23 protein-coding genes are annotated in these 25,772 nt (G+C 74.8%); 7 read left to right on the top strand and 16 right to left on the bottom strand.

What is annotated here, in order from left to right; genetic code table 11:
* Positions 1–10: 10 nt before the first annotated feature.
* The 13 genes from LWC33_RS02510 to LWC33_RS02450 all read right to left on the bottom strand — a co-directional run bounded on the left by LWC33_RS02510 (position 11) and on the right by LWC33_RS02450 (position 13,986).
* On the bottom strand, positions 11–337 hold the full coding sequence (locus LWC33_RS02510) for a rhodanese-like domain-containing protein (protein ID WP_233302514.1): 327 nt from the start codon (positions 335–337) through the stop codon (positions 11–13).
* A 176-nt stretch (positions 338–513) separates the two neighbouring features.
* Positions 514–2,127, bottom strand: a complete 1,614-nt coding sequence (locus LWC33_RS02505) for a monocarboxylic acid transporter (protein WP_233302513.1) — start codon at positions 2,125–2,127, stop codon at positions 514–516.
* Positions 2,124–2,459 (bottom strand): DUF485 domain-containing protein, encoded by a 336-nt coding sequence (locus tag LWC33_RS02500; RefSeq protein ID WP_233302511.1) that lies wholly within the window; start codon positions 2,457–2,459, stop codon positions 2,124–2,126. The genes LWC33_RS02505 and LWC33_RS02500 overlap by 4 nt, the downstream gene beginning before the upstream one ends.
* A 135-nt stretch (positions 2,460–2,594) precedes the next feature.
* A complete protein-coding gene (locus LWC33_RS02495) occupies positions 2,595–4,373 on the bottom strand; it encodes a sodium/solute symporter (RefSeq protein WP_233302510.1) in 1,779 nt (592 codons plus the stop codon).
* Entirely contained in the window at positions 4,370–6,097 is a 1,728-nt protein-coding gene (locus tag LWC33_RS02490) for a sodium/solute symporter (protein ID WP_233302509.1), read from the bottom strand. Before LWC33_RS02490 ends, LWC33_RS02495 begins: the two co-directional genes overlap by 4 nt.
* A 42-nt stretch (positions 6,098–6,139) precedes the next feature.
* Complete coding sequence (locus LWC33_RS02485; protein ID WP_233302508.1) at positions 6,140–7,465, bottom strand: hypothetical protein; 1,326 nt, start codon at positions 7,463–7,465, stop codon at positions 6,140–6,142.
* A complete protein-coding gene (locus LWC33_RS02480) occupies positions 7,462–8,340 on the bottom strand; it encodes a LytR/AlgR family response regulator transcription factor (protein ID WP_233302507.1) in 879 nt (292 codons plus the stop codon). The genes LWC33_RS02485 and LWC33_RS02480 overlap by 4 nt, the downstream gene beginning before the upstream one ends.
* A 193-nt stretch (positions 8,341–8,533) precedes the next feature.
* Positions 8,534–9,430, bottom strand: coding sequence for a S49 family peptidase (locus tag LWC33_RS02475; RefSeq protein WP_233302506.1), 897 nt, complete (start codon positions 9,428–9,430; stop codon positions 8,534–8,536).
* A gap of 85 nt (positions 9,431–9,515) precedes the next feature.
* Positions 9,516–10,721 (bottom strand): sensor histidine kinase, encoded by a 1,206-nt coding sequence (locus tag LWC33_RS02470; protein WP_233302722.1) that lies wholly within the window; start codon positions 10,719–10,721, stop codon positions 9,516–9,518.
* A 5-nt stretch (positions 10,722–10,726) separates the two neighbouring features.
* Entirely contained in the window at positions 10,727–11,608 is an 882-nt protein-coding gene (locus LWC33_RS02465; protein ID WP_233302504.1) for an Fpg/Nei family DNA glycosylase, read from the bottom strand.
* On the bottom strand, positions 11,608–12,063 hold the full coding sequence (locus LWC33_RS02460; RefSeq protein ID WP_233302503.1) for a hypothetical protein: 456 nt from the start codon (positions 12,061–12,063) through the stop codon (positions 11,608–11,610). The genes LWC33_RS02465 and LWC33_RS02460 overlap by 1 nt, the downstream gene beginning before the upstream one ends.
* Positions 12,064–12,155: 92 nt before the next feature.
* Positions 12,156–12,701: a cupin domain-containing protein gene (locus LWC33_RS35735; protein ID WP_233302501.1), complete on the bottom strand. Its 546-nt coding sequence runs from the start codon at positions 12,699–12,701 to the stop codon at positions 12,156–12,158.
* A 37-nt stretch (positions 12,702–12,738) separates the two neighbouring features.
* The gene (locus LWC33_RS02450; protein WP_233302499.1) at positions 12,739–13,986 is read right to left on the bottom strand and encodes a cytochrome P450; all 1,248 of its coding nucleotides are present in this window, start codon (positions 13,984–13,986) and stop codon (positions 12,739–12,741) included.
* Positions 13,987–14,136: 150 nt separating this feature from the next.
* On the opposite strand from LWC33_RS02450, the gene LWC33_RS02445 reads away from it, so the two are divergent.
* Genes LWC33_RS02445 through LWC33_RS02435 form a run of 3 tightly spaced genes read left to right on the top strand, consistent with a single transcriptional unit; the run spans position 14,137 to position 18,256 of the window.
* Complete coding sequence (locus LWC33_RS02445) at positions 14,137–14,646, top strand: MarR family winged helix-turn-helix transcriptional regulator (protein WP_233302498.1); 510 nt, start codon at positions 14,137–14,139, stop codon at positions 14,644–14,646.
* A complete protein-coding gene (locus tag LWC33_RS02440; RefSeq protein WP_233302497.1) occupies positions 14,643–17,462 on the top strand; it encodes an MFS transporter in 2,820 nt (939 codons plus the stop codon). Before LWC33_RS02445 ends, LWC33_RS02440 begins: the two co-directional genes overlap by 4 nt.
* On the top strand, positions 17,459–18,256 hold the full coding sequence (locus LWC33_RS02435) for a YceI family protein (RefSeq protein WP_233302495.1): 798 nt from the start codon (positions 17,459–17,461) through the stop codon (positions 18,254–18,256). Before LWC33_RS02440 ends, LWC33_RS02435 begins: the two co-directional genes overlap by 4 nt.
* A 165-nt stretch (positions 18,257–18,421) precedes the next feature.
* On the opposite strand, the gene LWC33_RS02430 is transcribed toward LWC33_RS02435, so the two are convergent.
* The 3 genes from LWC33_RS02430 to LWC33_RS02420 form a co-directional block, all read right to left on the bottom strand.
* Positions 18,422–20,254 carry a gamma-glutamyltransferase family protein gene (locus LWC33_RS02430; protein WP_233302494.1) on the bottom strand — a complete coding sequence of 611 codons (1,833 nt, stop codon included), beginning with the start codon at positions 20,252–20,254 and terminating at the stop codon, positions 18,422–18,424.
* A 341-nt stretch (positions 20,255–20,595) separates the two neighbouring features.
* A complete protein-coding gene (locus LWC33_RS02425; RefSeq protein WP_233302493.1) occupies positions 20,596–21,126 on the bottom strand; it encodes a methylated-DNA--[protein]-cysteine S-methyltransferase in 531 nt (176 codons plus the stop codon).
* A gap of 53 nt (positions 21,127–21,179) precedes the next feature.
* On the bottom strand, positions 21,180–22,880 hold the full coding sequence (locus tag LWC33_RS02420; RefSeq protein ID WP_233302721.1) for a TM0106 family RecB-like putative nuclease: 1,701 nt from the start codon (positions 22,878–22,880) through the stop codon (positions 21,180–21,182).
* Between the two features lie 166 nt (positions 22,881–23,046).
* Here LWC33_RS02420 and LWC33_RS02415 point away from each other — a divergent pair, with 166 nt between their 5' ends.
* The 4 genes from LWC33_RS02415 to LWC33_RS02400 form a co-directional block, all read left to right on the top strand.
* Positions 23,047–23,763: a DUF6474 family protein gene (locus LWC33_RS02415; RefSeq protein ID WP_233302492.1), complete on the top strand. Its 717-nt coding sequence runs from the start codon at positions 23,047–23,049 to the stop codon at positions 23,761–23,763.
* 48 nt (positions 23,764–23,811) lie between these two features.
* Positions 23,812–24,381: a hypothetical protein gene (locus LWC33_RS02410; RefSeq protein WP_233302491.1), complete on the top strand. Its 570-nt coding sequence runs from the start codon at positions 23,812–23,814 to the stop codon at positions 24,379–24,381.
* A gap of 75 nt (positions 24,382–24,456) precedes the next feature.
* Complete coding sequence (locus LWC33_RS02405) at positions 24,457–25,230, top strand: YcnI family copper-binding membrane protein (RefSeq protein ID WP_233302489.1); 774 nt, start codon at positions 24,457–24,459, stop codon at positions 25,228–25,230.
* On the top strand, positions 25,227–25,772 hold a 546-nt coding region (locus LWC33_RS02400; RefSeq protein ID WP_233302488.1), incomplete at its 3' end, for a copper resistance CopC family protein. The genes LWC33_RS02405 and LWC33_RS02400, both read left to right, overlap by 4 nt.

Raw genomic sequence — 25,772 nt, 5'->3', positions numbered from 1 at the left:
ACGGTCCCGCTCAGATGATCTCGGGGGTGCGGTCCGGGTCGGCGACGATCTCGCGGCCCGAACCGGCCCACGCCTGCATGCCGCCGTCGACGTTCACGGCCGGGTAGCCCTGCTGGGCCAGGTAGGCGACGACGCGCGCGGAGCGGCCGCCGGAGCGGCACACGACGTAGAGCGGCTCGTCCTCGGGGATCTCGGCGAGGCGCTGGGTGAGCTCGGACATCGGCAGGTGCCGGGAGCCGGGGGCCCGGCCGGCGGCCCACTCGTCGGCCTCGCGGACGTCGAGCATCGCGGCGTCGGCCGGCAGGTCCGCGGCGGGCACGGACGGAACGCTGGTCATGTCCCCATGATGGCACCCGGTCCCGTGACGGGCCGGTGAGAGCCCGGACCGGCCCGATCCGGTCGCGGTCGACGCACGCGGGAGGGCCGGGGAGGGCCGCGGGAGGGCCGGGGGAGGGCCGGGGGAGACACCGACGGCACCCCTGGAGCCGGGGGTGCCGTCCGTGAGGGGATGCGTCAGGCGTCGACGGCGGCCTTCTCCGACCCGGCGCCGGTCAGCGAGCGGACTTCCATCTCGGCGTACTTCTCCGAGTCGAACCGCTCGCGCCGGCCCACGAACGTGCCGATCACCCCGAGCAGGAACGACACCGGGATGGACACGATGCCCGGGTTGGACAGCGGGAACCACGCGAAGTCCACGCCCTTGATCATCGAGGTCTCGCTGCCGGACACGGCCGGGGAGAACACGATGAGCACCAGGCAGACGGCGAGCCCGCCGTAGATGCTCCAGAGCGCACCCATGGTGTTGAACCGCCGCCAGAACAGCGAGTAGAGGATCGTCGGCAGGTTCGCCGACGCCGCCACGGCGAAGGCCAGCGCCACGAGGAAGGCGACGTTCTGGCCGTTGGCCAGGATGCCGCCGGCGATCGCCACGATGCCGATGAGCAGCGCCGTGCGCCGGGCGACGCGCACCTCGGCGCCCGGCGTGGTCTCCCCCTTCTTGATGACGTTGGCGTACACGTCGTGGGCGAAGGACGCCGACGCCGTGATCGTCAGCCCGGCGACGACGGCGAGGATCGTGGCGAAGGCGATGGCGGAGATCAGCCCGAGCAGGACCTCGCCGCCGAGCTGGAAGGCCAGCAGCGGCGCGGCCGAGTTGACCCCGCCCGGCGCCTTGGTGATCACGTCCGGCCCGACGAGCGCGGCGGCGCCGTAGCCCAGGACCAGCGTGAACAGGTAGAAGATGCCGATCAGCCAGATCGCCCACACCACGGACTTGCGGGCCTCCTTGGCCGTGGGGACGGTGTAGAAGCGCATCAGGATGTGCGGCAGGCCGGCGGTGCCGAGCACCAGCGCGATGCCGAGCGAGATGAAGTCGATCTTGTTCTTGTACTGCAGGCCGGGCGCCAGCAGCGCCTCGCCCTTCGACGACTTCTCCACGGCCCCGCCGAGCAGGGCCGAGAAGTTCAGACCGTACTTGCCGAGCACCCAGAAGGTCATCACGAACGCGCCCACCACCAGGAGCGCGGCCTTGATGATCTGCACCCAGGTGGTGCCCTTCATGCCGCCGACCAGCACGTACGCGATCATCACGAGGCCGACGACGGCGATCACGATGCTCTGCCCGAGCGTGTTCGAGTTCGGGATCTGCAGCAGGAGCGCGATCAGCCCGCCCGCCCCGGCCATCTGCGCGATCAGGTAGAAGAACGACACGACCAGCGTCGACGTGGCCGCCGCGGCGCGGACCGGGCGCTGGCGCATCCGGAAGCTCAGGACGTCGCCCATGGTGAACTTGCCGGTGTTGCGCAGCAGCTCCGCGACCAGCAGCAGCGCCACCAGCCACGCGACGAGGAAGCCGATCGAGTAGAGGAAGCCGTCGTAGCCGTAGACCGCGATGGCCCCCGCGATGCCGAGGAACGACGCCGCCGACAGGTAGTCGCCGGAGATCGCGATGCCGTTCTGCGAGCCGCTGAAGGAGCGGCCGGCGGCGTAGTAGTCCGAGGCCGTGCGGTTGCTGCGGCTGGCGCGGTACACCACCACCAGCGTGAGCAGCACGAACGCCGCGAAGATGCCGATGTTGAGGCCGACGCTGCCGACCGTGCCCTGGGTCTGGGCGAGCTGCACGGTCACGCCTCCCCCTCGATCTCGCGGCGGATGCGCTCGGCGGCCGGGTCCAGCGTCCGGTCCGCGAACCGCACGTACAGCGTCGTGATCAGGAACGTCGACACGAACTGCAGCAGCCCGATCAGCAGGCCCACCGTGAAGTTGCCGGACAGCCTGGTCGCCATGAAGTCGGGCGCGTACGAGGCCAGCAGGACGTAGACCAGGTACCAGACCAGGAAGAGCGCGCTCATCGGGAAGACGAACCGGCGCAGCCGGCGCCGCAGGTCCCCGAACTCGGGGCTCGCCTGGACCCGCTGGTAGATCGTGCCCCCGGCGCTTCGCTCACCGGTGGTGCTCATGAGTTGTCCTTCCGTGCGTGCCCGGCGCCCTCCTCCGGCGCCGGTGCCACTACAGGGCGAACGACTCGGAACGCCGATCGAGACGGTTCCGGGACGAAACCGTCCGTGTCATCCCGATGACGGGGCGTGAACGCGTCAGGCGGAGGGTCGGCGCCCGCCCTCGACGGACTCGCGGAACAGTCCGAGCCGCTCGGGCGCGTGCAGCCGCAGCAGCAGGGCGTCCGTGTTGGCCGGCCGGTGCTTCCGCGTGGCCAGGCTGACCACGATCATCACGAGGAACGCCAGGGGCACGGTGACGATCGCCGGGCGGTAGAGCAGCACGCCGAGCCAGCCGCTGCCGCCGACCCCGGCCAGGCTCACCGAGACCGCACCCGCCGAGAGCAGTCCGCCGGCGAGCAGCCCCCAGATCGCGCCCCGCGCGGTGAGGCCCCGCCACCAGATGCCCAGCACGAGCAGGGGGCAGAAGGTCGACGCGGCCACCGCGAACGCCAGCGCGACCGTCTCGGCGAAGTCCAGCCGGGCCACCCCGAGGGTGATCGCCAGCGGTGCCGCACCGGCCAGGACCGTGGAGATGCGCAGCCCGACCATCCGGCGGTCGGCGGCCACCGCGCGGTTGCGCAGCACGTCCGTGGACAGCACCCCGGCCAGGCTGACCAGCAGCCCCGACGCCGTGGAGAGGAACGCCGCCCACGCCCCGGCCGCGACCACGCCGCCGAGGATCGCCCCGGCGAGCCCGCTGCCCAGGACCGCCTCGGGCAGCAGCAGCACCGCGGCGTCCGTGGGCCCGGCCACCAGCAGCTGCGGGGTGTAGAAGCGCGAGAGCGCGCCGATGAGCGTGACCAGCAGGTAGAACCCGCCGAGCAGGCCCAGCACGATCACGGCGCTGCGCCGGGCCGCACGGCCGTCGGGGTTGGTGTAGAAGCGGCCCAGGACGTGCGGCAGCCCCATCGTGCCGAGGAAGGTCGCCACGATCAGCGAGTAGATGGCGAGCAGCTGGTAGGGCCCGTCGCCGGCCAGCGGGGTGAGCCAGCGGGCGTCCGTGGCCGGGCGGCCGGCCGTCGTCGGGACCGGCGAGCCGGCGGGGAACACCAGCTCCGACCCGGCGTCCACCTCGTGCCGGGTGCCCGTCCGCCAGGTCAGCTCGGTGCCCGGCGGCACCGCGGCGCCGTCGACGACCCCGCCCGCCGGGCCGATCTGCACCCGGGTGGGCGCGCCGGTGTCGAGCTGAACGTCCGTGTCGACGGTGACGGTGGTCCGCTGACGGAAGTCCGGCGCCTCCGGCCGGTCGAAGTGGTGCCCGCTGTTGAGGAAGAACATCAGCGCGACCACCGCGGGCACGGCCAGGGCGGTGAGCTTCAGCCAGTACTGGAAGGCCTGCACGAAGGTCACCGAGCGCATGCCGCCGAACACGACGGTCAGCACCACGATCACCCCGGCGGACATGGTGCCGATCCACTGCGGCAGGCCGGTGACGACCTCGACGGTGAGCCCCGCGCCCTGCAGCTGCGGCAGCAGGTAGAGCCAGCCGATGACCAGCACGAACACACTGCAGATCCGGCGCAGCGACGCCGAGTGCAGCCGCAGCTCGGCGAAGTCCGGCACCGTGTAGGCCCCCGAGCGGCGCAGGGGGGCGGCCACGAACAGCAGCAGCGAGAGATAGCCCGCGGTGTAGCCGACCGGGTACCAGAGCGCATCCACGCCGTCGCGGAGCACCAGGCCCGCGACGCCGAGGAACGACGCCGCGGACAGGTACTCGCCGGAGATGGCCCCGGCGTTCACGGCCGGCTTGACCGTGCGCGAGGCGACCAGGAAGTCCGACGTCCGGCGGGCCCGGTGCCCGATCATGCCGATGGCCGTCGAGGCCACCGCGACCAGCAGGATCGCGGTGAGCGCAGCGACGGCCGTCGCGCTCACGACGGTTCCCGGAGCACCCGGTCGCGGGTGAGGCCGAGGCGTTCGGGCGCGTGCAGCTGCAGGAGCGTGCGCGCGGCGTCGACCGGCACGGCCCGCCGGGTCGCCCGGCTGACCACGACCATCGTGAGGAACGCGAGCGGCACGGCCACCGCGGCGGGCCGCAGCAGCAGCACGCCCACGGCCCCCTCCGGCACCGTCCCGGCCAGCGCGAACCCGACGCCGACGGCGGACAGCACCCCGCCCACGAGCAGGCCGGCCGTGGCCCCGGCCGGGGTGAGCCCGCGCCACCACACGCCGAGCACGAGCAGCGGGCAGAACGTGGCGGCGGAGACCGCGAAGACGAGCGGCACCGTGACCGCCAGGTCCAGCCGCGTGACGAGGAGGGCGGTCGCCACCGGGATGATCGCGGAGAGCAACGCGGCGAGCCGGAAGTCCCGCAGCCTGCCCCTCAGCACATCGGTGAACAGTACGCCCGCCAGGCTCACGACCAGGCCCGACGACGTCGAGAGGAAGGCCGCCGCGGCCCCGGCCGACACCAGCCCGCCCAGCAGCCAGCCCGCCCAGCCGTCGCCCAGCGCGGCGGTCGGGACGAGCAGGACGGCGCCGTCCGTACGGCCGTCGACCAGCAGCTGCGGGGTGAACGCCCGCGCCAGCAGACCCATCAGTGTGACCAGCACGAACACCCCGCCGATCATCGCCAGGACGACGACGGTGGTGCGGCGGGCCGCCCGGCCGTCGGGGTTGGTGTAGAAGCGGACCAGCACGTGCGGCAGGCCCATCGTGCCCGCGATGCCGGCGACCAGGATCGAGTAGATCTCGAGGAGGTCGATCGGCCCCGATCGCGGCTCCAGCCACTCGCGGTCCGTCGCGGGCGACCCGGCCGGGACGGGGACGCCGGTGCCGGCGGCGAACCGCAGCTCGGTCCCGGCCTCGACGGTGTGCGGGCCCGGCTGCCAGACCAGCGGGCCGTCGACGGTCGTGCCGTCGACCTCGCCGCGGGCCTCGAGCGGGGTGGACGCGACGACCTCGAGGTTCACCGGGGTGCGGACGTCGATCGTGGTCGCCTCGGGGAACTCCGGCGCGGTCGGCCGGTCCAGGCCGCGGTCGCCCCCCATGAACAGGGCGAGCGCGACGAGCGCCGGCACGGTGAGCGCGGTCAGCTTGAGCCAGTACTGGAAGGCCTGCACGAAGGTGATCGAGCGCATGCCGCCGGCCACCACGCACAGCACCACCAGCACGCCCGCACCGAGCACGCCGACCCACGTCGGCAGCGAGGTCAGCGTGGTGAGCGAGAGGCCGGCACCCTGCAGCTGCGGGAGCAGGTAGAGCCAGCCGATCAGCAGCACCAGCGCGGTGCACAGCCGGCGCAGCCAGGGCGAGTGCAGCCGGGCCTCGGCGAAGTCCGGGATCGTGTAGGCGCCGGAGCGGCGCAGCGGGGCGGCCACGAACAACAGCAGTGCCAGGTAGCCCGCGCAGAAGGCGATCGGGTACCAGAGCGCGGTCGCACCCTGGCGCAGCACCAGGCCGGCGATCCCGAGGAAGGTGGCGGCGGACAGGTACTCGCCGGAGATCGCCGCGGCGTTGGGGACGGCGCCGACGGTGCGGGAGGCGACGAGGAAGTCCGAGGTGCTGCGGGCGACGCGCACGCCGAGCGAGCCGATGACGACGGACGCCACGCCGACGAGGGCGATGGCGACCAGCGCGATGACGGACGGGGTGGGCAACCGGGGAGCTCTCTGGGGGAACGGGCGGGGGGCGGGAGGGTGTCAGTCCTGCACGTGGTCGGCGAAGTTCTGCTCGACCCGCTCGGCGGCCCGGGTGTGCCACCAGCCCAGGGCCAGCAGGAACGGGTAGACGAGCACCCCGAGCAGCAGCCAGGGCAGCCGCAGCCCCAGCACCGAGACCCGGCCCAGCTCGGGGTAGAAGGCGAACAGCACGGGCAGCAGGCCGAGCACCAGCACCGCGACCCCGCCGATGCGCAGCGCGACCGCGAGCTGGTCGCCGATGAGGTTCGCCCGCAACAGCTCGCCGACGGCGGTGCCCTCCTGGACGTCGACCACCGTGCGGACGGTGCGGGCCACGCCCTTGCGCTCGGACAGCACCACGCGGACGCGGCGCGGGACGCCCTCGGGCTGCTCCTCCTCGACCGGCCGGAACCGGGCACCGACGGGTCGGCCCGGGGCCGGCTCGCCGGTCGGTGCGGCGGGGGCCACGGCGGGCGCGGGGGCGCCGGCGGTGCGGGCGGAGAGCGGGATCCTGCTCGCGGGGTCGACGGCCGGCGTGGCGTCCGTGGGGGCGGCGGCCGCCGCGTAGGGCATGTCCTCCAACACCGGGGCCTGCTCGAACGGCGGTCCGGGGTGCCCGGGGTCCTCGGCGGGGATCGGCGGGACGACGCCGACGTCCGTGCGTTCGGCGTCGGGGTCCGGGCGCGGGGGGACCGCGCGGGAGGGAGGCTCCGGGGTGAACTCGCCGGTGAACGCCTGGGGGTGCTCGCCCCCCGCGGAGGGCCGGGGGGCGGGGGGGCGCGCGCCGAGGGAGTCCGGCGCGAGCGCGGGCCGGCCCGCCCGCGCCAACGGGCTGCCGGGGGCGCCGCTCTGCCGCATCCCGCCGGGGCCCGCCGGCGGCCCCTGCGGGTCCGGCCCGGGACCGGGTCCGCCGTGCCCGTCTCGCCACGGGTCACCGCGTCCGTCGTCGTAGGCCTCGGGGGGCGGCATCCGCAGCGGCACGCTGGCCGGGCCCAGGACGCGTTCGAACTGCTCGACCTCGGGGCCGCCGAAGGGGCCGTCGTCCCCGTCCTCGTCCTCGTCCTCGTAGTCGGGGTAGTTCGTGTAGTCGGTCGGCCCGGCGACGCCGCGGGAGACCCGCGCCCGCAGCTCGCTCACGCCGAACTGCTCGGTGTCCGCCTCGTCCCGCGCGTGCCGGCCGCGGCCGGAGCGGGCGTTGGCGCCCATCCGTCGGCGCATCTCCTCCTGCACCCACAGTGCCCCGGAGTCCTCGGGGCCGGCCGGGGCCGTGCGCCGGCGCCTGTCGGACCCGTCGTCTCCCGGGTCGGGGCTCATCGACGGCGGAGAGCCGTCGACAGAGGTGCTCACCTCTGGCTCCACGCCTGCTTCGTCGCGCGGACCAGGCGGTCCTTCAGCTCACGGGTGTGCCGGCGCGAGACGGGCAGCTCCGCGGTGTCCGGGCCGGAGCCGACCCGCACGACGTAGCCCGACCCGGACAGCCGCAGCTCGGTGACCAGCGGCAGCGCCACCAGGAACGAGCGGTGGATGCGCACGAACCCGGCGTCGCGCCAGCGGTCCTCCAGCACGGAGAGGGGGATGCGGACCAGGTGGCTGCCCTCGGTGGTGTGCAGCCGGGCGTAGTCGCCCTGGGCCTCGACGTACCGGACGGCCGAGCGCGGCACCAGCTTGGTGGTGCCCGCGAGCTCGACGGGGATGACCTCGTCCTCGTCCCGCTCCTGCGGAACCGGATCGACCGGTGCAGCGGTGGCCCGGTTCGCGATGATCCGGTCCAGCGCGGCGGCGAGCCGCTCCTCGCGAAGCGGCTTGAGCAGGTAGTCCTTGGCGCCGACCTCGTAGGCGTCGACCGCACGGTCGTCGTGTGCCGTGACGAACACGACCTCCGGCGGCTGGGCCATCGAGGAGAAGACCCGGGCCAGCTCCAGCCCGTCGAGCCCAGGCATGCGGATGTCGAGGAAGACGACGTCGACGTCCGTCTTCTCCGCCACGCGCGTGCCGGCGGCCGGGTGCGGGGCCCCCGCGGCGCGGGCGGCGTTGGCGGCGTGCACGCTCTCCCGGGAACTGCGGGCGTTGAGGATACGGAGGGCCTCGGTGGCGTCCGAGGCCTTGAGCACCTCGCCGACCCGCGGGTCCTCGTTCAGCAGGAACGCCAGTTCTTCGAGAGCCGGCTGTTCGTCGTCCACTGCGAGGACGACCAGACCTCCGGAGCTGTCGGTGCTGTCCACGATCTCCTCATCCTGCGTTCCCGGTGCGCGACCGGGCGCGCACCTCGTCGGTGGGCGGCCCCCGGCCCTGCCGACCATGGTGACGGTGATCGGTGCGGGATGCCAGGGCATCTCACCAATCTGCGACCGATCGGCTACTGGTCGAACGGGTGAGGACCGGGGGTTCTCTCGGGCTCGCCCACCGCCGGCGAGGCTACAGACCGTAGCGCGCCCATGTCGCCCTGATGTCGGCCGCCTGGACCAGCCCCAGCGCGGCGTCCGCCGGACCGCCTGCGTCGAGGCCCCCGAAGCGGGCCGCGGCGGGGGCGGTCAGGCCCAGCCGGGCGAGCAGTGCCTTGCGTCCCTCGACCGGGGCCAGCTTCGCCTCCGGGAAGCGCTCCGTGAGCACGGACCGCGCCGTGCCGAGGCCGTCGACCAGGCCCAGCTCCACGGCCCGTGCCCCGGTCCACACCTCGCCGGTGAAGAGCTCGTCGCCGCCGGTCAGCTTGTCGCCGCGGCGCTCGGTGACCCACTCGCGGAACAGGCCGTGCAGCTCGTCCTGCAGGCCCCGCAGCCACGCGACGTCCTCGTCCTTCTCCGGGAGGAACGGGTCGAGCCGCGACTTCGACTTGCCGGCGGTGTGCAGCCGGCGCTCGATGCCGAAGCGCTGGATGAAGCCCTCCAGCCCGAACCCGGAGCTGATCACGCCGATCGAGCCGACGATGGAGGTCGGGTGGGCGTAGATCTCGTCGGCCGCACAGGCCAGCCAGTACCCGCCGGAGGCCGCGACGTCCTCGCAGAACGCCAGCACCGGCACGTCGTGCTCGTCCGCGAGCCCGCGGATCCGGTCCGCGACCAGGGCGGACTGGGTGGGCGAGCCGCCGGGCGAGTTCACCAGCAGCCCGACGGCCACGATCCGCTCGGTGCCGAACGCCCGCTCCAGCACCTTGTCCGTCGAGGCCGCGTTGATCACCGCGCGGGGCACCGGCCCGGGGTGCGGCGAGATCACGCCGTGCAGCCGGACGAGCGGGACCACCGGCGCGTCGCCCTTCTCCCCGAGCCGTCCGGGAAGGCGCGAGGTCAGGCGGTCGGGCAGGCGGAGGGCGTCCATGTGCACACGCTACCGATCCGGACCCGCCGCAGCGGTGATCGTCGCTGGCCCGCGCGTCCGGCCCCGCGGCCCGGGGCCCGCGCCGTCAGACCCGGATGCCCGCGCGGAACTTCGGCACCCGCAACGTGATCTTCATGCCGGCGCCGACGGCGGTGTCCACGACCAGCCCGAAGTCGTCGCCGAACGCCGAGCGCATCCGGTCGTCGACGTTGCCGAGGCCGACGTGCGCGCCGGAGAGGTGGGCGTCGTCGAGGTCCTCGGTGAGGCGGGCGGGGTCCATGCCCACGCCGTCGTCCTCCACGATGATCACGCACTCCGCGCCGGCGTTCTCGGCGGTGATGGTGATGGTGCCGCCGTTGGGCTTGCTGGCCAGCCCGTGCCGTACCGCGTTCTCCACCAGCGGCTGCAGCGCGAGGAACGGCAGCACGACGTTGAGCACCTCGGGCGCGATCTGCAGCTTGATGTTGAGCCGGTTGCCGAAGCGCGCCTTCTCCAGCGCGATGTAGCGCTCGATGTTGGTGAGCTCGTCCGACAGCGTCGTGTACTCGCCGGCGGTGCGGAACGAGTACCGGGTGAAGTCGGCGAACTCGATCAACAGGTCGCGGGCCCGCACCGGGTCCGTCCGGATGAAGCTCGCGATCGTGGTGAGCGCGTTGTAGACGAAGTGCGGCGAGATCTGCGCCCGCAGCGCCCGCACCTCGGCCCGGTTGAGCCGGGCGCGCGACTCGTCGAGCTCGGCGAGCTCGAGCTGGCTGGAGACGTAGCGCGCGACCTCGGCGGTGGCCCGCAGCAGCACCGGGCCCGCGGTCAGGGTGGTGAGCGCGGCCAGGGTCCCGATGATCGCGCCGTCGCTCTCCAGCGGCACCACGACGATGCCGCGGACGTCGCAGCTCGGGTACTGGCAGGCGATCGACGAGTGCGAGAGCACCTGCTGACGGCCGGTGGAGATCACCTGGTCGGCGAGGCTCACGACGTCGGGCTTGTGCTGGTCGGCGTCGCCGTCCCACGCCAGGACCTCGCCCCGGGCGTCGGTCATGGTGAGCGCGCAGGTGTCGAGCAGGGTGCGCAGGTAGGGCAGCGCGTACGCGGCGGAGTTGGGGTTGAGTCCGTCCCGCAGCGCGGGCGCGGCGAGCGCCACGGTGTGCAGCGTGGAGAAGGTGGCCCGCTCGAGCGGGCTCGCGAAGGTGTGCCGACGGGCGCGGCGCACCAGGAGCACCACGATGACCACGACGAGCGCCACGATGACCGCCGCGAGGACGAGCACCAGCGGCGACGACAGCACGTCCGCCACGGTGGTCACCTCACGAGTCTGGAGAGCCGCCGGTCGGCCAGGGGTTTACCGCCGGTCTGGCACGTCGGACAGTACTGGAACGACCGATCGGCGAACGACACCTCCCGGACGGTGTCCCCGCACACCGGGCAGGGCAGCCCGGTCCGGGCGTGGACCCGCAGGCCGGAGCGCTTCTCCCCCTTCAGCGACGCGGCGCGCTGCCCCACGGACCGGTCCACGGCGTCGCTCAGGACGCCGCGCATCGCCTCGTGGAGGACGTCGACCTTGTCCTCGTCGAGCCGCCCGGACACGGCGTAGGGCGACAGCCGGGCGGTGTGCAGGATCTCGTCGCTGTAGGCGTTGCCGATCCCGGCCAGCACCTTCTGGTCGGTGAGGAGGTTCTTGATCCGCTCGGTGCGCCCCGCGAGCAGCGCGCCGAACCCGGCGCGGTCGATCTCCAGCGCGTCGGGCCCGAGCTTCGCGATGCCGGGGACCTCTAGCGGGTCCTGCACCAGGTACACCGCGAGCCGCTTCTGCGTGCCCGCCTCGGTGAGGTCGAAGCCCGGCCCGCCGACGGTGTCGAGGTGCACCCGCAGCGCCAGCGGGCCGCGCCCGCTGGGCTTGGGCGGGGTGGCGGTGGCCTGCTCGTGCCAGCGCAGCCAACCCGCCCGGGACAGGTGCGTGACCAGGTGCAGGCCCGGCTCGTCCCGCCGGTCCTCGACGTCCACCGAGAGGAACTTCCCGAACCGGCTCGCCCCCGTGACCACCCGGCCGGCCAGGGTCGACACCGGCGGGTCGAAGGTCTTGAGCACGCTCATGCTGGCCACGTCCACCCGCGCGACCGGCCGGTACAGGGCGTGGTCGCGCAGGTGCTGGGCGAGCGCCTCGACCTCGGGGAGCTCGGGCATCAGTTGACCGGCTGCAGGGGGCTGTCGGCGTGGCCGGGGGTGCCGCGCTGGCGCAGCGAGAGCACCACCACGCGCATCTCCTCCTGGGCGCGGCTGACCCCGCGGACCTTGCCCACCCAGTGCTCGCGGCCGGCGTCGGAGCCGTAGTGCCCGTCCGTCTCGGCGACGATCTTCCACGGGCGACGCAGCCACCAGCGGACCGGGAAGAAGCCGAGGATCACGATCGCGGCGAACCAGTAGGCCACCGGTACGTGCACCTGGGACTGGGAGAGCAGCGGCCAGGCCACGACGGCCACGCCGAACACGATCAGCGCGCAGACGACCATCACGACGGCCCCGCGGCCACCGTCGACGTCGTGCTCGAACTCGTCGCCGACCGCGGGCGGCGACCAGTCGATGCGCCTGCTGACCTCCCACGTCCGCCCGTCGTTGGCGGTCACGGTCTTCCTCGCCATGCACTCCGCCCGGTCATAAGGGTCCCCGACGCGACCATCGTCCCACACCGACGGGCCCGGACGCCCCCGTTCGACCGGGTCGTGCCGCGGGCTCAGCTCGCCGGGCCGGCGGGGGCCGGGGCGGGTTCGCCGGGGCAGGGCGAGGGCACGGGGGTCGCCTCGGGCACGCGCTGGGCCAGGAAGCTGGTGACCACGAGCCGGGCGGGTCCGGTGCCGGTGTTGCGCACGACGTGCGCCACCCCCTCGCCCACGACCGCGACCTGGCCGGGCGCGAGCACCCGCGGCGCGCACGCGTCGGCCTCCTGCACCGTGACCTCGCCGGCGTCGAGCAGGGTCAGCTCGGTGCCCGGGTGGGTCTCCCAGCCGAGCGCCTCGCCCGGGGCGAGGTCGAGGGTGCGCACGGTGTAGGCGGCGTCGGCGGGGGTCCGGAAGCGCAGCGGGACGTCGACGACCCCGCGCCCGACCGTCTGCGGGCCCGCGGGGGCCGCGGCGGCGGGCGCCACGGGCGCGCCCGGGGCCGCAGTGGTGGCCGGGGCCGGCCGGCCGAGCTGCCCGGGCTGGGCGCACCCGGCGAGCGCCAGCACGAACGCGAACCCCGTGACCGCACTCCCGATCCGGCCCGTCCGACCCACTGGCACGCCTCCCGTGATCGCTGCGGCGGAGACTAGACGGGGGTCACCAGCGCAGCGGCAGCCGGGTGATGCCGTTGATGAAGTTCGAGGTCAGCCGCCGCGGCTCGGCCGCGAGCTCCACCTGCGGCAGCCGCGTGAGGAGCTCGCCGAGGAACTCCCGCAGCTGCAGCCGCGCGAACGCGGCGCCCAGGCACAGGTGCGGACCCTGCCCGAAGGCGAGGTGGTCGTTGGGCGTGCGGCCGATGTCGAAGCGGTGCGGGTCGGGGAAGCGGCGCTCGTCGTAGTGCGCGGACACGTGGTAGACGACGACCTTGTCCCCCGCCGTGATCGCCTGCCCGCCGAGCTCCAGGTCCCGGGTGGCGGTGCGGCGGAAGGTCAGCACCGGCGGGTGCCAGCGCAGCATCTCCTCGATCGCCGAGGGCAGCAGGCCGGGATCCGCGCGCAGCCGGGCGTACTCCGCCGGGTGCTCGACGAGCGCCAGCACCCCGCCCGGTAGTGCGCTGCGGACGGTGTCGTTACCGGCGACGACCAGCAGGAAGAAGAACATCTTCAGCTCGGCGTCGGTGAGCCGCTCGCCGTCGACCTCCGCCTGCACCAGGGCGGTCATCACGTCGTCGGCCGGGTGCCGGCGCTTGGCCGCGGCCAGCTCCTCGGCGTAGCCGAACATGTCCGCGAGCTGGGCGGGCGAGCGCGGGTTGACGGGCCGGCCGTCGGCACCGAGCACGACCTGCGCGTGCTCCGGGTCCTGGTAGCCGATCACCCGGTTCGTCCAGTGCAGCAGCTGCGCGCGGTCCGCCGCGGGCACGCCGAGCAGGTCCGCGAGGTTCTGCAGCGGGAAGTCGTCCGTGACGTCGGCGGGCAGGTCGCAGCTCCCCCGCCCCGCGACCGCGTCGAGCAGCGTTGCCGCCCGCTCGCGGACGGTCGCGGCGAACCGCTCCAGCCGGCGCCGGGTGAAGGCGCCGGTCACGAGCGTACGCAGCCGGACCTGCTCGGGCGGGTCCATGTTGAGGATCATCCGGCGGATGAACGGCAGGTCCGCCGGGTCCGGGTCGCGGATCTGCGTGGCCCCGAGCGACGACGAGAAGTCGGCCGGGCTGCGCAGCACGTGCCGGACGTCGTCGTAGCGGGTCACCGCCCAGTAGCCCGGCCCGGCGGGCCAGATGCCGACCTCGTGCTCCTCCTGCCAGGACACCGGCGCCTCGTCCCGCAGCCGGCGCAGCGCCTCGTGCGGGACGCCGCCGGCGAACACCCGGGGATCGAAGACGTTCTCCACCACCGTCGGCCGCGCCACGAAGGCACCGTAACCCGACGGGTGGTGGGGATCACCGCCTCGGAGCGGGTAATCGCTTTGCGCGGAGGCATGCGCAGGTTCATGCTTGCGTACAGCAACTCGTTGCGTGATACACGCAAAGTCAAGGTAAAGAGACCATCAGGAGCAGGCATGACGGCCGACATCGACGGCGCGCCCCCGCTCTCCGACCGGGGTGACCGGACCGTCGACGACCACGACATCTACGTCGCGGACCGTCTGGTGCACGAGCTGGTGATGCTCATGCGCCTGATCAAGCGGATCGGGCCGGCCTACCGCGGCGCGGAGCTGGAGACGGCGTCGTTCCCGCTGCTCGCGCGGCTGGCCACCGAGGGCCCGCAGCGCTCCGGGGAGATCGCCGCGGCGATGTGCGCGGACCCGTCGACCATCAGCCGGCAGGTCGCCGGCCTGGTCCGGTCCGGGCTCGTCGAGCGCCGCGCCGACCCCGAGGACGGGCGCGCCAGCCTGCTCGCCGCGACCACCGAGGGCCACCGGGTCCTCGACACCGAACGACGGCGCCGGGCCGCCCAGCTCTTCAGCGCCCTGGCCGACTGGACCCCCGAGTCCCGCGGCCAGTTCGCCGACCTGCTCGGCCGCTTCGTCGCCGATCTCCACCGCACGACCGAGGGGGACCCCCGATGACCAGCCCACCCGCCGCCGCCGCGCCCGCGCGGCCGGCCGCCCCGACCGACCGGGGCGGTGAGCTGTCGCACAAGCAGATCGTGACGATCCTGATCGGCCTCATGCTCGGCATGTTCCTGGCCGCGCTCGACCAGACCGTCGTCTCGACCGCCATCCGCACCATCGCCGACGACCTGGGCGGGCTCTCCCAGCAGGCCTGGGCCACGACCGCGTTCCTGATCACCGGCACGATCAGCACGCCGCTCTACGGCAAGCTCTCCGACATCTTCGGCCGCAAGCCGCTGTTCCTCACCGCCATCTCGATCTTCCTCGTCGGCTCGGTGCTGTGCACCTTCTCGACGTCGATGTACATGCTCGCGGGCTTCCGCGCGGTGCAGGGCCTCGGCGCCGGCGGCCTGTTCGCGCTGGCCCTGACGATCCTCGGCGACATCGTGCCGCCGCGGGAGCGGGCCCGGTACCAGGGCTACATGCTCGCCGTGTTCGGCACGTCGAGCGTGCTCGGCCCGGTCATCGGCGGCGTGCTCTCCGGCCAGGCCACGATCGCCGGCATCGACGGCTGGCGCTGGATCTTCCTGGTCAACGTGCCGATCGGCGCCATCGCCCTGGTGGTCGTGGCGAAGGTCCTCAACGTCCCGCACACCCCGCGCCCGCACCGCATCGACTGGCCCGGGGCGCTCACCCTGGCGATCGGCCTCGTGCCGCTGCTGATCGTCGCGGAGCAGGGCCGGGAGTGGGGCTGGGGCTCCACCTCGGCGATCGTCTGCTACGTCATCGGCGTGGTCGGCCTGCTCGCCTTCGTGTTCTGCGAACGCCTGTACGGCGACGACGCGCTGCTCCCGCTGCGGCTGTTCCGCAACGGGGTGTTCACCCTGACCAGCCTGGCCGGTGTCGTGATCGGCATGGGGATGTTCGGCGGCATCGCGCTGTTCCCCCAGTTCCTGCAGATCGTGCACGGGGTCACGCCCACGGAGTCGGGCTTCCTCATGCTGCCGCTGGTCGCGGGGATCATGTGCGCCTCCGTGGTGTCCGGGCAGGTCACCGCGCGCACCGGGAAGTACAAGATCTTCCCGGTCCTCGGCACGGCGCTCATGGCCGGCGCCCTGGTGATCCTGCACTTCCGGCTCAGCGTCGACATCGCGCTGTGGGAGTTCGACCTCTACATGGCGATGTTCGGCCTCGGGCTCGGGTGCTGCATGCAGACCCTGGTCCTGGCCGTGCAGAACGCCGTCCCCGCGCGGGACATGGGTGTGGCGACGGCGTCGGCGACCTTCTTCCGGCAGATGGGCGGCACACTCGGTACCGCCATCTTCCTGTCGATCATGTTCTCGACGGTGGGCGACAAGATCGCCGGCGCCTTCCAGGGCGCCGCCGGGCAGGTCTTCCGCTCCGCCCTCGCCGACCCCGCGGTCGTGGCGAACCCGGCCAACCACCAGATCGTCCAGGGCGCGCGGTCCGGCGACCTGTCGGCCGCCTCCGGCGTGCTGAACGACTCCGCGTTCCTGCAGCAGATCGACGCGCGGCTCGCCCGGCCGTTCCTGGTCGGGTTCACCGACTCGATGACGCTGACCTACCTGGTCGCCGCCTGCGTGATCGCGCTGGCGTTCGTGATCGTGCTGTTCATCAAGGAGTTGCCGTTGCGCACCATGTCCGGCGCCCAGGCCCGGCTGGCCGAGGAGGCCGGCACCCCGCCCGCCCCCGCGACCGTGACCGCGGCGGTCGAGCCGATCGAGGAGTTCCGGGCCCTGCACAACGGGCACGCCGGCAACGGGCACGCCCCGGCCCACCCCGGGACCGTCGGCGCGGCCGTGGCCGCCCGCAACGGCGCCGGCCAGGCGCCCGGCCCCGACGGCGGCCGGCACCACCTCGCCGGGGAGCCCGTGCCGCTGCCGGCCGAACCGGCTCCCGCGCCGGCCGGTGCGGGTGCGCCCGCCGGGTACGGCCCCGGTCCCGAGGTCAACGGCATCGTGCACCGCGCCGACGGCACCGGCCTGCCCGAAGCGGTCGTGACCGTCACCGACCCGGCCGGGCACCAGGAGGGCCGCGCCGTGACCGGCCCGGACGGCGGGTACCGCATCCCGCTGGCCAACGGCGGCACGTACCTCGTCGTCGCCACCTCCGGCGCCTTCCAGCCGTACGCGGCGATGGTGGCGGTGGCCGACCGGCCCGTGCGGCACGACGTCCCGCTCGCCGGCACCTGCGCGGTCCGCGGCCTCGTCCGCGACGGCGAGGGCACGCCGGTCGACGACGCGACGATCACCTTGATCGACGCGCGGGGCGACGTCGCCGCGACCGGCCAGCCCGACGCCGGCGGCCGCTACCGGCTCGAGGGCGTCCCCGAGGGGCGGTACACGCTGACCGTCACCGGGACGACGTTCGCGCCGGTCGCCGCGGCGGTCGAGCTGCGGACCGGGATGGTGACCGACCACGACGTCGAACTGCCCCGGCGGGCCCGGCTCGTCGGCACCGTGGTGGCCGCCAGCGACGGCCGCGGGGTCGGCGAGGCGCTCGCGACCCTGATCGACGGGCGGGGCACCGTGGTCGCGTCGACCGTGACCGGCCCGGACGGCTCGTTCGTCTTCGAGAACCTGCCCGGCGGGACCTACACGCTCACGGCCAGCGGCTACGCGCCGGTGGCGTCGGTGGTGCAGGTGGGCTCCGGCGGGGTGACCACGGCCGACGTCGAGTTCCCGGCCCCCGCGCACGACGGCGCCACCCGGAACGGTGCCGTGTCGAACGGCACCGCGCAGAACGGCGCGCACAACGGCACCGTGGGGACCGGGGCGACGCAGAACGGGACGACGGAGGGAATTCGATGAGCGACGTGACCGGCAGGCTGATGACCCCGGACGGCTGGCCCGTCACCGGGGGCACGCTGACGGCCGTCGACGCGACGGGTGTGCAGCGCGGCCGCGCGGCGAGCCGCGAGGACGGCGGGTTCGTGCTCGAGGGGCTCTCCCAGGGCCCGTACACGGTGATCGCGGCGGCGGCCGGGCACGAGCCCGCAGCGCGCACGGTCCAGGTGGCCGGCGAGCGGTCCACGATGGGCGTGCTGGAGCTGGCCAAGGTGGGCGGGGACGTCCTGCCCATGCCCGGCACCTGGACGATCGACCCGCACCACTCGAGCATCCGCGCCACCGCCCTGCACCTGGGCATGAGCCGGATCCACGGGCGGCTGCGCGGCTTCGCCGGGCGCGTCCAGGTGGCCGACCCGCTGGAGAACAGCTCGGTCGAGGTCACGATCGACCCGGGCAGCGTCGACTCCGACGACGCCGACCGCGACGCGCACCTGCGCAGCGCCGACTTCCTCGACATCGACGTCTACCCGGAGATCAGCTACAAGTCCGACGGGCTCGTCCGGATCGACACCCGGCACTGGCGGGTCGACGGGGTGCTCACACTCAAGGGCGTGAGCGCGCCGGTCACCCTCGACGTCCAGTACCGCGGCACCGGCCCGGACCTGTGGGGCGGCACCCGGGCGGCCTTCTCGGCCACCACCGAGATCTCCCGGGACGACTTCGCGATCTCCTGGAACCAGAGCGTCCTCGCCGGCGTGCTGGCGATCGGGCGCACGCTGCGGATCGACATCGACATCCAGGCCGTCCTGGGCTGAGATTCTCACGACGTATGGCTCCATGACGCACATTCCGAGGCCCTCCCCAGTGCGTCATGGAGCCACAACGCGTTCTCCGGGGGTTCTCGGGAGCGTTATGGAGCCATAACGCGTTGCCACGGGGCCGTCGGGAGCGTCATGGAGCCATAACGCGGTCTCAGGGGCTCAGAGGGCGGCGGCGCTGCCCACGCCGCTGCGGCGGTCGGCGGCGGCCGCGAGCAGGCCGTCGTCCCCCCGCCCGACGGCGGACAGCCGGCCCAGCGCCCACGGGCCCGCGTCGGTGACCCGGTGGCCGCGGCGGGCGAGCTCGTCGACCGTCTCCGGCCCGAGGCGGGACTCGACGACCAGCCCCGCAGGCTCCCACCCGCGCGGTGCGAACGAGGCCGGGAACGACGTCGTGTGCCAGGCCGGGGCGTCGATCGCCGCCTGCAGGTCGAGCCCGGCCCGGGTGTGGGCGAGCAGGAAGCACAGCTGCCACTGGTCCTGCTGGTCGCCGCCGGGGGTGCCGAAGGCGATGCGGGGCTCGCCGTCGCGGAGGCCGAGGCCGGGCGAGAGCGTCGTGCGCGGGCGCCGGCCCGGCACCAGCGAGCTGGGCAGTCCTTCCTCCAGCCAGAACATCTGCGCCCGCGTGCCCAGGCAGAACCCCAGCTCCGGGATCGTCGGCGAGGACTGCAGCCAGCCGCCCGACGGCGTCGCGGAGACCATGTTCCCGGCCGCGTCGACGACGTCGATGTGCACTGTGTCCCCGCGGGCCACACCCTGCCTGGTCAGCGCCGGTTCGGCGGCCGGCTCGCCGGTCGCGGCGCCCCCGCCCAGCCGGGCCACCGTCGGCTCGCCGGTGCCGGGGCCCTCGGTGCCCTTGCCGATGGGCCGGTCGTGGTCGGTCGCCAGCGCGGCCAGCCGTGGGTCCCGGCCGCCGGGCGAGCCCGGGCGCAGCTCGCGCGAGGCCAGGTCGCCGATCAGCCGGCGCCGGGCCGCGGTGTAGTCCTCCGCCAGCAGGTCGGCCATCGGCACCGGGGCGCTGTCGCCGTACCAGGCCTCGCGGTCGGCGAAGGCGAGCTTCGCGGCCTCGGCGGCGGTGTGCACGGTGTCGGCGGTCGCGACGCCGTCCGTGTACGTCAGCTCGGTGCCGTCGAGCAGCCGCAGCGTCTGCGCCAGGGCCGGGCCCTGCGACCACGGCCCGCACTTCGCGACCTGCCAGCCCGCCCCGGCGTCGACGACCAGGGCGTCCTCGTAGGTGGCCGACCAGCCGGCCAGGTCGTCGGCGGTGAGCACGCCGGCGTGGTCGTGCCCGGTCTCGTCGCGCACCGGCGTGCGGCAGAAGCGGTCGACGGCCTCGGCGACGAACCCGCGGTACCAGGCGGCCCGGGCCGCGTCGATGCGCGCCTCCCGGCTCGGCCCCTGCGCCTCGCCGAGCAGCCGCTCCCAGGTCGCCGCGAGCACCGGCAGCCGGTGGGACCGTCGGGGGATCCCGCCGTCGGGCAGCCACTGCTCGGCGGAGCCGGGCCAGTGCCGGCGGAAGTGCTCGGCCACGGTCGCGATCGTGTCCGGGATGCGCGGGACCAGCGGGAACCCGCCGGCGGCGTACCCGAGCGCGGGGGCCAGGACGTCGGCCAGCTCCCAGGTCCCGTGGTCGCGCAGCAACGTCAGCCAGGCGTCCCAGGCGCCGGGGACGGTGGCCGCCAGCAGCCCGGTGCCCGGCACGATGGTGCAGCCCTCGGCGCGGTAGTGGTCGATCGTCGCCGCAGCGGGCGCGACGCCCTGCCCGCAGAGCACCCGCGGCCGCGGGTCCGCGGCGGTGGTGAACACGACCGGGACCTCGCCGCCGGGGCCGCACAGGTGCGGCTCCACGACCTGCAGGACGAACCCGGCCGCGACGGCCGCGTCGAAGGCGTTGCCGCCCCGGGCCAGCACGGTCAGGGCGGTGGAGGTGCCGAGATGGTGGGTGCTCGCGGCCGCGCCGGCGGGGCCGAGCTTCTCGTACGTGCGGGGTGCCACGCTCCCACCCTCGCACCGGCCGGCCGCCGGTGGCGACCGGAGGGCCGGCCCGACCCGCGGAGGCGCCGACGATCGCCGCGCGACGGTGCTGCGCGACCAGGGCGGCAAGCCCCACGGGCGTTCATGATCGCCGGTTGGGACCGCTGAGCGCCGGAACCGGCCGCATCCGGTCCGGACCGGCGATCACCACAAGGGACAGGGCGTCCATGATCGTCGCCTGCGACCGTTGAACGCCGGATGCGGCGGCAGGCGGTCCCGGACGGTGATCTTCTCCAGCACGGAAGCGTGGCCGAGGGCGTTCCTCGTCCGGCCCGCAGGGGATGTGGGTCGCGGCCGGAAGATCAGAACAGGGTCGGGGCCAGCACGCCCTCGTGCGCGAGCAGCCACTCCTTGGTCGCGCGGCCGCCGCCGAACCCGCCGAGCCCACCGGCGGCCATGACCCGGTGACAGGGCACGACGACCGGGATCGGGTTCGAGCCCATGATCGAGCCGACCCCGCGGGCCGCGGTGTAGCCGTGGCCCTCGTAGGCCCCGCTGAGTGCGGCGAGCTCTGCGTAGGTGGTGGTCGCCCCGAACGGGACGTGGGCGAACAGCGCCTGGAGCACGGTGCGCTGGGTGCGGTGGGTGAGCCGCCAGTCCAGCGGCAGGTCGAACCCCTGACGTTCGCCGGCGAGGTACTCCGCGAGCTGCGCCGCCGCCTGGGCGGTCCCTTCACGATCCTCGACGGGCTCGGCGCCCAACCGCGCGGCGGCCGCCGCCGCCCGCTCCGGCACGGCCCCGAACCCGACCAGGCACAGGCCCACCTCGCTCACCCCGACGGTGAGCGCGCCGATCGGTTCGGGCGCGGGGACGATCCGCCAGCTCAGCTGCACCCGCCCAGCATGCTCCGGTCCTCCCGGCCCGCGCTGGCGGATTTCGGACACGGTCACAGCTCCGAGGCGAGCGGGACCTCGTCGACCGCGCGGGTGGTCATCCACTCCCGCAACGCCTGGGTGGCCAGCACGTCGTCGGTGTTGTAGCCGAGCAGCCGCTCGCGCTGCGCCGGGTCCGGCGGGGCACCGTCCATGCCCACGGCGTCCCGGTACCAGCGCATCGAGTTCTCCCCACCGGCCTCCGGGTCCCGCCAGCTGAACCCGGCCACGGGGGCGACCTTCTTCAGGCCCTTGCCCTGAGCGCACAGGAACCACTCGTTGACCACGGCGAACAGGTCGACCCACCATTCCGCGGCGATGAACTCGCGGACCTCCTCGACCGGCGGGACGCCGGGCATGCCCGCGAAGCGCGTGGCCGAGGACAGCAGCCAGCGGTTCTCCGCCTGTTCGTTGTAGCAGTAGGCGGCGAACGTGCGGCCGGTCCGCTCGGCGGTGGCCCGGACGCCCGAGAGCCAGGTCCAGAACTCGGCGAAGGAGCGGCCCTCGTCCGGCGTCGGCACCGGCTCCCATGTGGCGAACGCGCGGTAGCCCTCCGGCTCGTCGCCCTCGCGCCGACCGCCCGGGTACGACAGCGCCGCGCCCCACAGGTAGGCGCCGGACTCGCCGAAGCTCTCCATGTCGACGTCGACCTCGACGTCCGCCCGGTACACCGGCACCCGCTCGACGCGGCGGGCCACGGCCAGGCCGCGCCGCCAGCCCCGGGCCAGCGCCACGACGTCCGGGTACGGGGTGCCGGGCAGCGGCACGGGCGGCTCGGCCCTCGGATCCAGGTCCGCCAGCTCGTCGACCGTGCGGATCCCGATCTCGCGCAGCGCCACCGCGGTGTCGCCGCGGACCACCAGGCTCACGTCCCGCTCCGCGGTGAGCCGCGCCTCGCAGGTCGGCCACCACGGGCACCGCCGGCACTCGAGCACGCGCGAGGGCTCGGCCAGCGGCTCGGCCCCGGTGGCCGCCGCGAGCGCGACGGCCACGCGGTCGGCGAAGCGCTCGTCGTACTCCTCGAGGGTGCTGCGGTCGCCCGGCCAGTGCCCGGCCCGCAGGTCGTGCCACACCACGACGTCGGCGTCGAGGCCGACGACGCCGCCCCGGTCCGCACCGTCCACCTCGCCCGACGGCGCCCAGCCCGCCGTCCGCAGCATCCGCGTGAGGTGCGCGAGCCGCAGCAGGTCCCGCGGCTGCGAGCGCACCTTGCGCTCCTCGTCCACGACCGCGAGCTGCGGGAACGGCGCGGTCAGCGGGGTGGTGGCCGCACCGGCGCCGGGATCGGTGATCCGGTGCCGCACGACGACCACGGGCACGTACCCGCCGCCGGGCACCCGCACCAGCAGCTCGGCCGAGCCGCGCCGGCCCGCCGGGTCGACCGGCAGCACGGCCCCGCCGATCACGCCGGCGCCCGCGGCGACCAGCTCCCCGGTCAGCCGGGCGCGCTCCGAGGCGGGCAGGCCCTCGGGCACCGCCCGCCACGCCGCGGGCTGCGCACCGGCCACCGCCTGCGCGATCCGGGCGCGGTGCTCCCGCACGTCCGCCCGGCGCTGCTCCAGCGCCGGATCGGGCAGGGCCCGCGGCGCCGTGGCCGCCGACGGGTCGTGGTCCAGGTGCACCCGTCGCCGGCACCGGGTGGTCGCCGCCGCATCGAGCAGGGGAACGCGGGGTCCGCCGGGAGGGGGCGCCGATCCCTCGCCGCGCCCGGGCACCGGGCCACCGGGGCCCGCCTGCCCGCCCGCACCGTTGATCGTCGCCGTCACACACCCGAGGGTAGAGACCGACACCGACAACTCCGCGTCGGCCACGGCGCGCCGCGCCCTCTAGGCTGCCGCTGATCACCGGAAACGGGTACGCGACGCGGGAGGCACCGGAGACATGGCACTGCGACGAGGTGGGTCGCCTGCCGCCGCGAAGGCCACCAAGGTCGACAAGAAGGCCGCGAAGGCGGCGGACAAGGCCGCGAAGACGGCGGACAAGGCCGAGCGCAGGGCCCGCAAGGCGGCCGAGCAGGCCGGCGACACCGTGAGCCGGGCCGCCGGCACCGCGCTGGCCGCCGTCGAGGCCGTCACCGCGGACAAGCCCGGGCGGCGGGCGGCCAAGAAGGCCCGCAAGGAGGCCGGGAAGGCGCAGAAGGAGCTGTCCAAGGAGGCCGGCACCGCCGCGCCCAAGGACCTCACGCCGGCGAACACCAAGCGGCTGATCGCCGTCGGGAAGGCCGTCGCGCCGCTGCTCGCGCCCTACGCCATCGCCGCCGGCGCGGTCGCCCGGGACCAGTGGGACACCTACCGGGCCCGCCGGCTCGGCGTGCCCGCGGACCAGCTGGGGCGCTACACCGGGCGCGGCGGCGCGCTGCACGCGCGCCTCTCCCGCGCGGGCGAGGCGCTCACCGAGCTGGAGAACACACCCGACGCCGGCCCCGCCGCGACCACCTTCGTGCGCGAGATGCGGCCCCGGCTCGCCGACCTGGCCGTGGCCGTCCGGGCCGCCGAGCAGATGCCGTCGGCCCGCCGCCGCACGGCGTTCCGCGCCGTCGCGGGCGAGCTGGACCGGATCGAGGACCAGCTGCTCGACCTCCTCGGGATCCGCCGGTAACCCGACCCATCCCGGAGCCGGCCCGGGACTCGGCTACCGTCTGTGCCCATGCAGTCCCGGCCTGGCCCGCTCCGGGCCGGCCCACCGGCCGGTCCGGCCCCTGCGCGGGTCCTGCGCGGGGTCGTCCTGGCCTCGCTCAGCACCCTGCTGACCGCCCTCGGCCACCTGGCGGGTGGCGGCACCCTGGGCGACCTCGGGCTGCTCGTCGTGCTGCTCCCCCTCCTCGCGCTGGCCGTCACGTCGACCGCCGAGCGGGTCCGCGGTCCGCTCGGCACCCTGCTGGTGCTCGGCGGTGGCCAGTTCGTGCTGCACGAGCTGCTCGAGCTCCTCGGACACGACCACACCGGCGTCGCGTCCGGCCCGCAGATGCTGGCGGGTCACGCCGTCGCCACGGTGCTCTCCGGGCTGCTCCTGCGCGACGTCGACCGGCTGCTCTCGGCGCTGGCCCGGGCGCTGCGCCGGGTCCTGCCGCGCCGGCTCGCACCCCTGCGCGCCGACGCCCCGCTGCGCACGCTCGCCGTGCCCGCGGCCGGGGTGGCCGGGCACGTCCGCCGCGCCGCCGTCGGCGCCGTCCTCCGCCGGGGTCCGCCGGCACCGGGTCCGATCGCCGCCACCTGATCGCACCCGCCGGCCCCCCGAGGGCCGGTCCGCACCCCGCGCGCCGAGGCCCGGCGCGCCGAGAGGACCCAGACCGTGTTCACCCGCACCCGCCGCACCGCGCTGCGCGCGGCGGCCGTCACCGCCGCCGCCGGCGGCCTCCTCCTCGCCGGGACCGTCCCGGCGTTCGCGCACGTCACCGCCCAGCCGAGCACCGCCGAGCAGGGCGGCTACGCCGTGATCTCGATGCGCGTGCCCAACGAGTCCGACACCGCCGGCACCACCAAGCTCGAGGTCACCTTCCCGACCGACCACCCGATCACCTCCGCCCGGACGACCCCGCAGGCGGGCTGGACGGCCGAGGTCACCAAGGGTGCGCTGCCGGCGCCCGTCGACGTCGACGGGCAGCAGGTCACCCAGGGGGTCCTGAAGGTCACCTGGACCGCCCAGCCGGGCACCCGGATCGGGCCCGGCCAGTTCGTCGACTTCCCGCTGTCGCTCGGCCCGCTGCCGACGGGCACCGACCAGCTGGTCCTGCCCGCCACCCAGACCTACGACGACGGCCGCGTCGTCGCCTGGAACGAGCCGACCACCCCGGGCGGGGCGGAGCCGCAGCACCCGGCCCCGACCGTCACCCTGACGGCCGCCACCACCGGTGGGCACGGCGGCCACGACGGCGCCGCGGCCGCAGGCACCGAGGGGACGGCCGCGTCGACGACCGACACCACCGCCCGCTGGCTCGGCGGCATCGGCCTGCTGCTCGGCGCGCTCGGGCTCGGCCTGGGCGGCGGGGCGCTGCTGCGCAGCCGTCGTCCCGCCCCGAAGCCGGCTCCGCGGACCGAGGACATCACGGTGGGGAGCGAGAAATGATCCGCCTGGCCCGCCTCGCCGCCGCCGGCCTGCTCGCCGGGCTCGTCCTGCTGCTCGGCGCCACCCCGGCCCTCGCGCACGCGGAGTTCGAGGGCAGCGATCCGGCCGACGGCGCCAGCCTCGCCACCGGCCCGCAGAAGGTCACGCTGACCTTCAGCGACACCATGCAGCAGGGCTTCAACACGATCACCGTGGTCGGCCCGAACGGCGAGGACTACGTCAACGGCGAGGTCCAGGCCCAGGGGGACTCGGTCAGCGCGACGGTCGGGCCGCTCGGCCCGGCCGGTCGCTACGAGATCGGCTACCGGGTGCTCTCCGACGACGGCCACCCCGTCTCCGGCAAGGTCGGCTTCACCCTGACCACGGCCGGGACCGGCACCGGCCACCCCGCCGCGCCGACCCAGCCGGCCGACGCGGCACCGAGCGCCGCCCCCGCCGCGCAGTCGGCCCCGGCCGAGTCCGGCGGCATGCCGGTCTGGCCGTGGATCGTGGGTGCCGTGGTGCTCGTGGGCGCCGGTGTGGCCGTGGCGATGCGGCTGGGC

It is taken from the genome of Pseudonocardia terrae (assembly GCF_021343995.1).
Taxonomy (GTDB): domain Bacteria; phylum Actinomycetota; class Actinomycetes; order Mycobacteriales; family Pseudonocardiaceae; genus Pseudonocardia; species Pseudonocardia terrae.
Note: the sequence above shows the minus strand (reverse complement) of the source record. Positions and strands in the feature narration are given on the sequence as shown.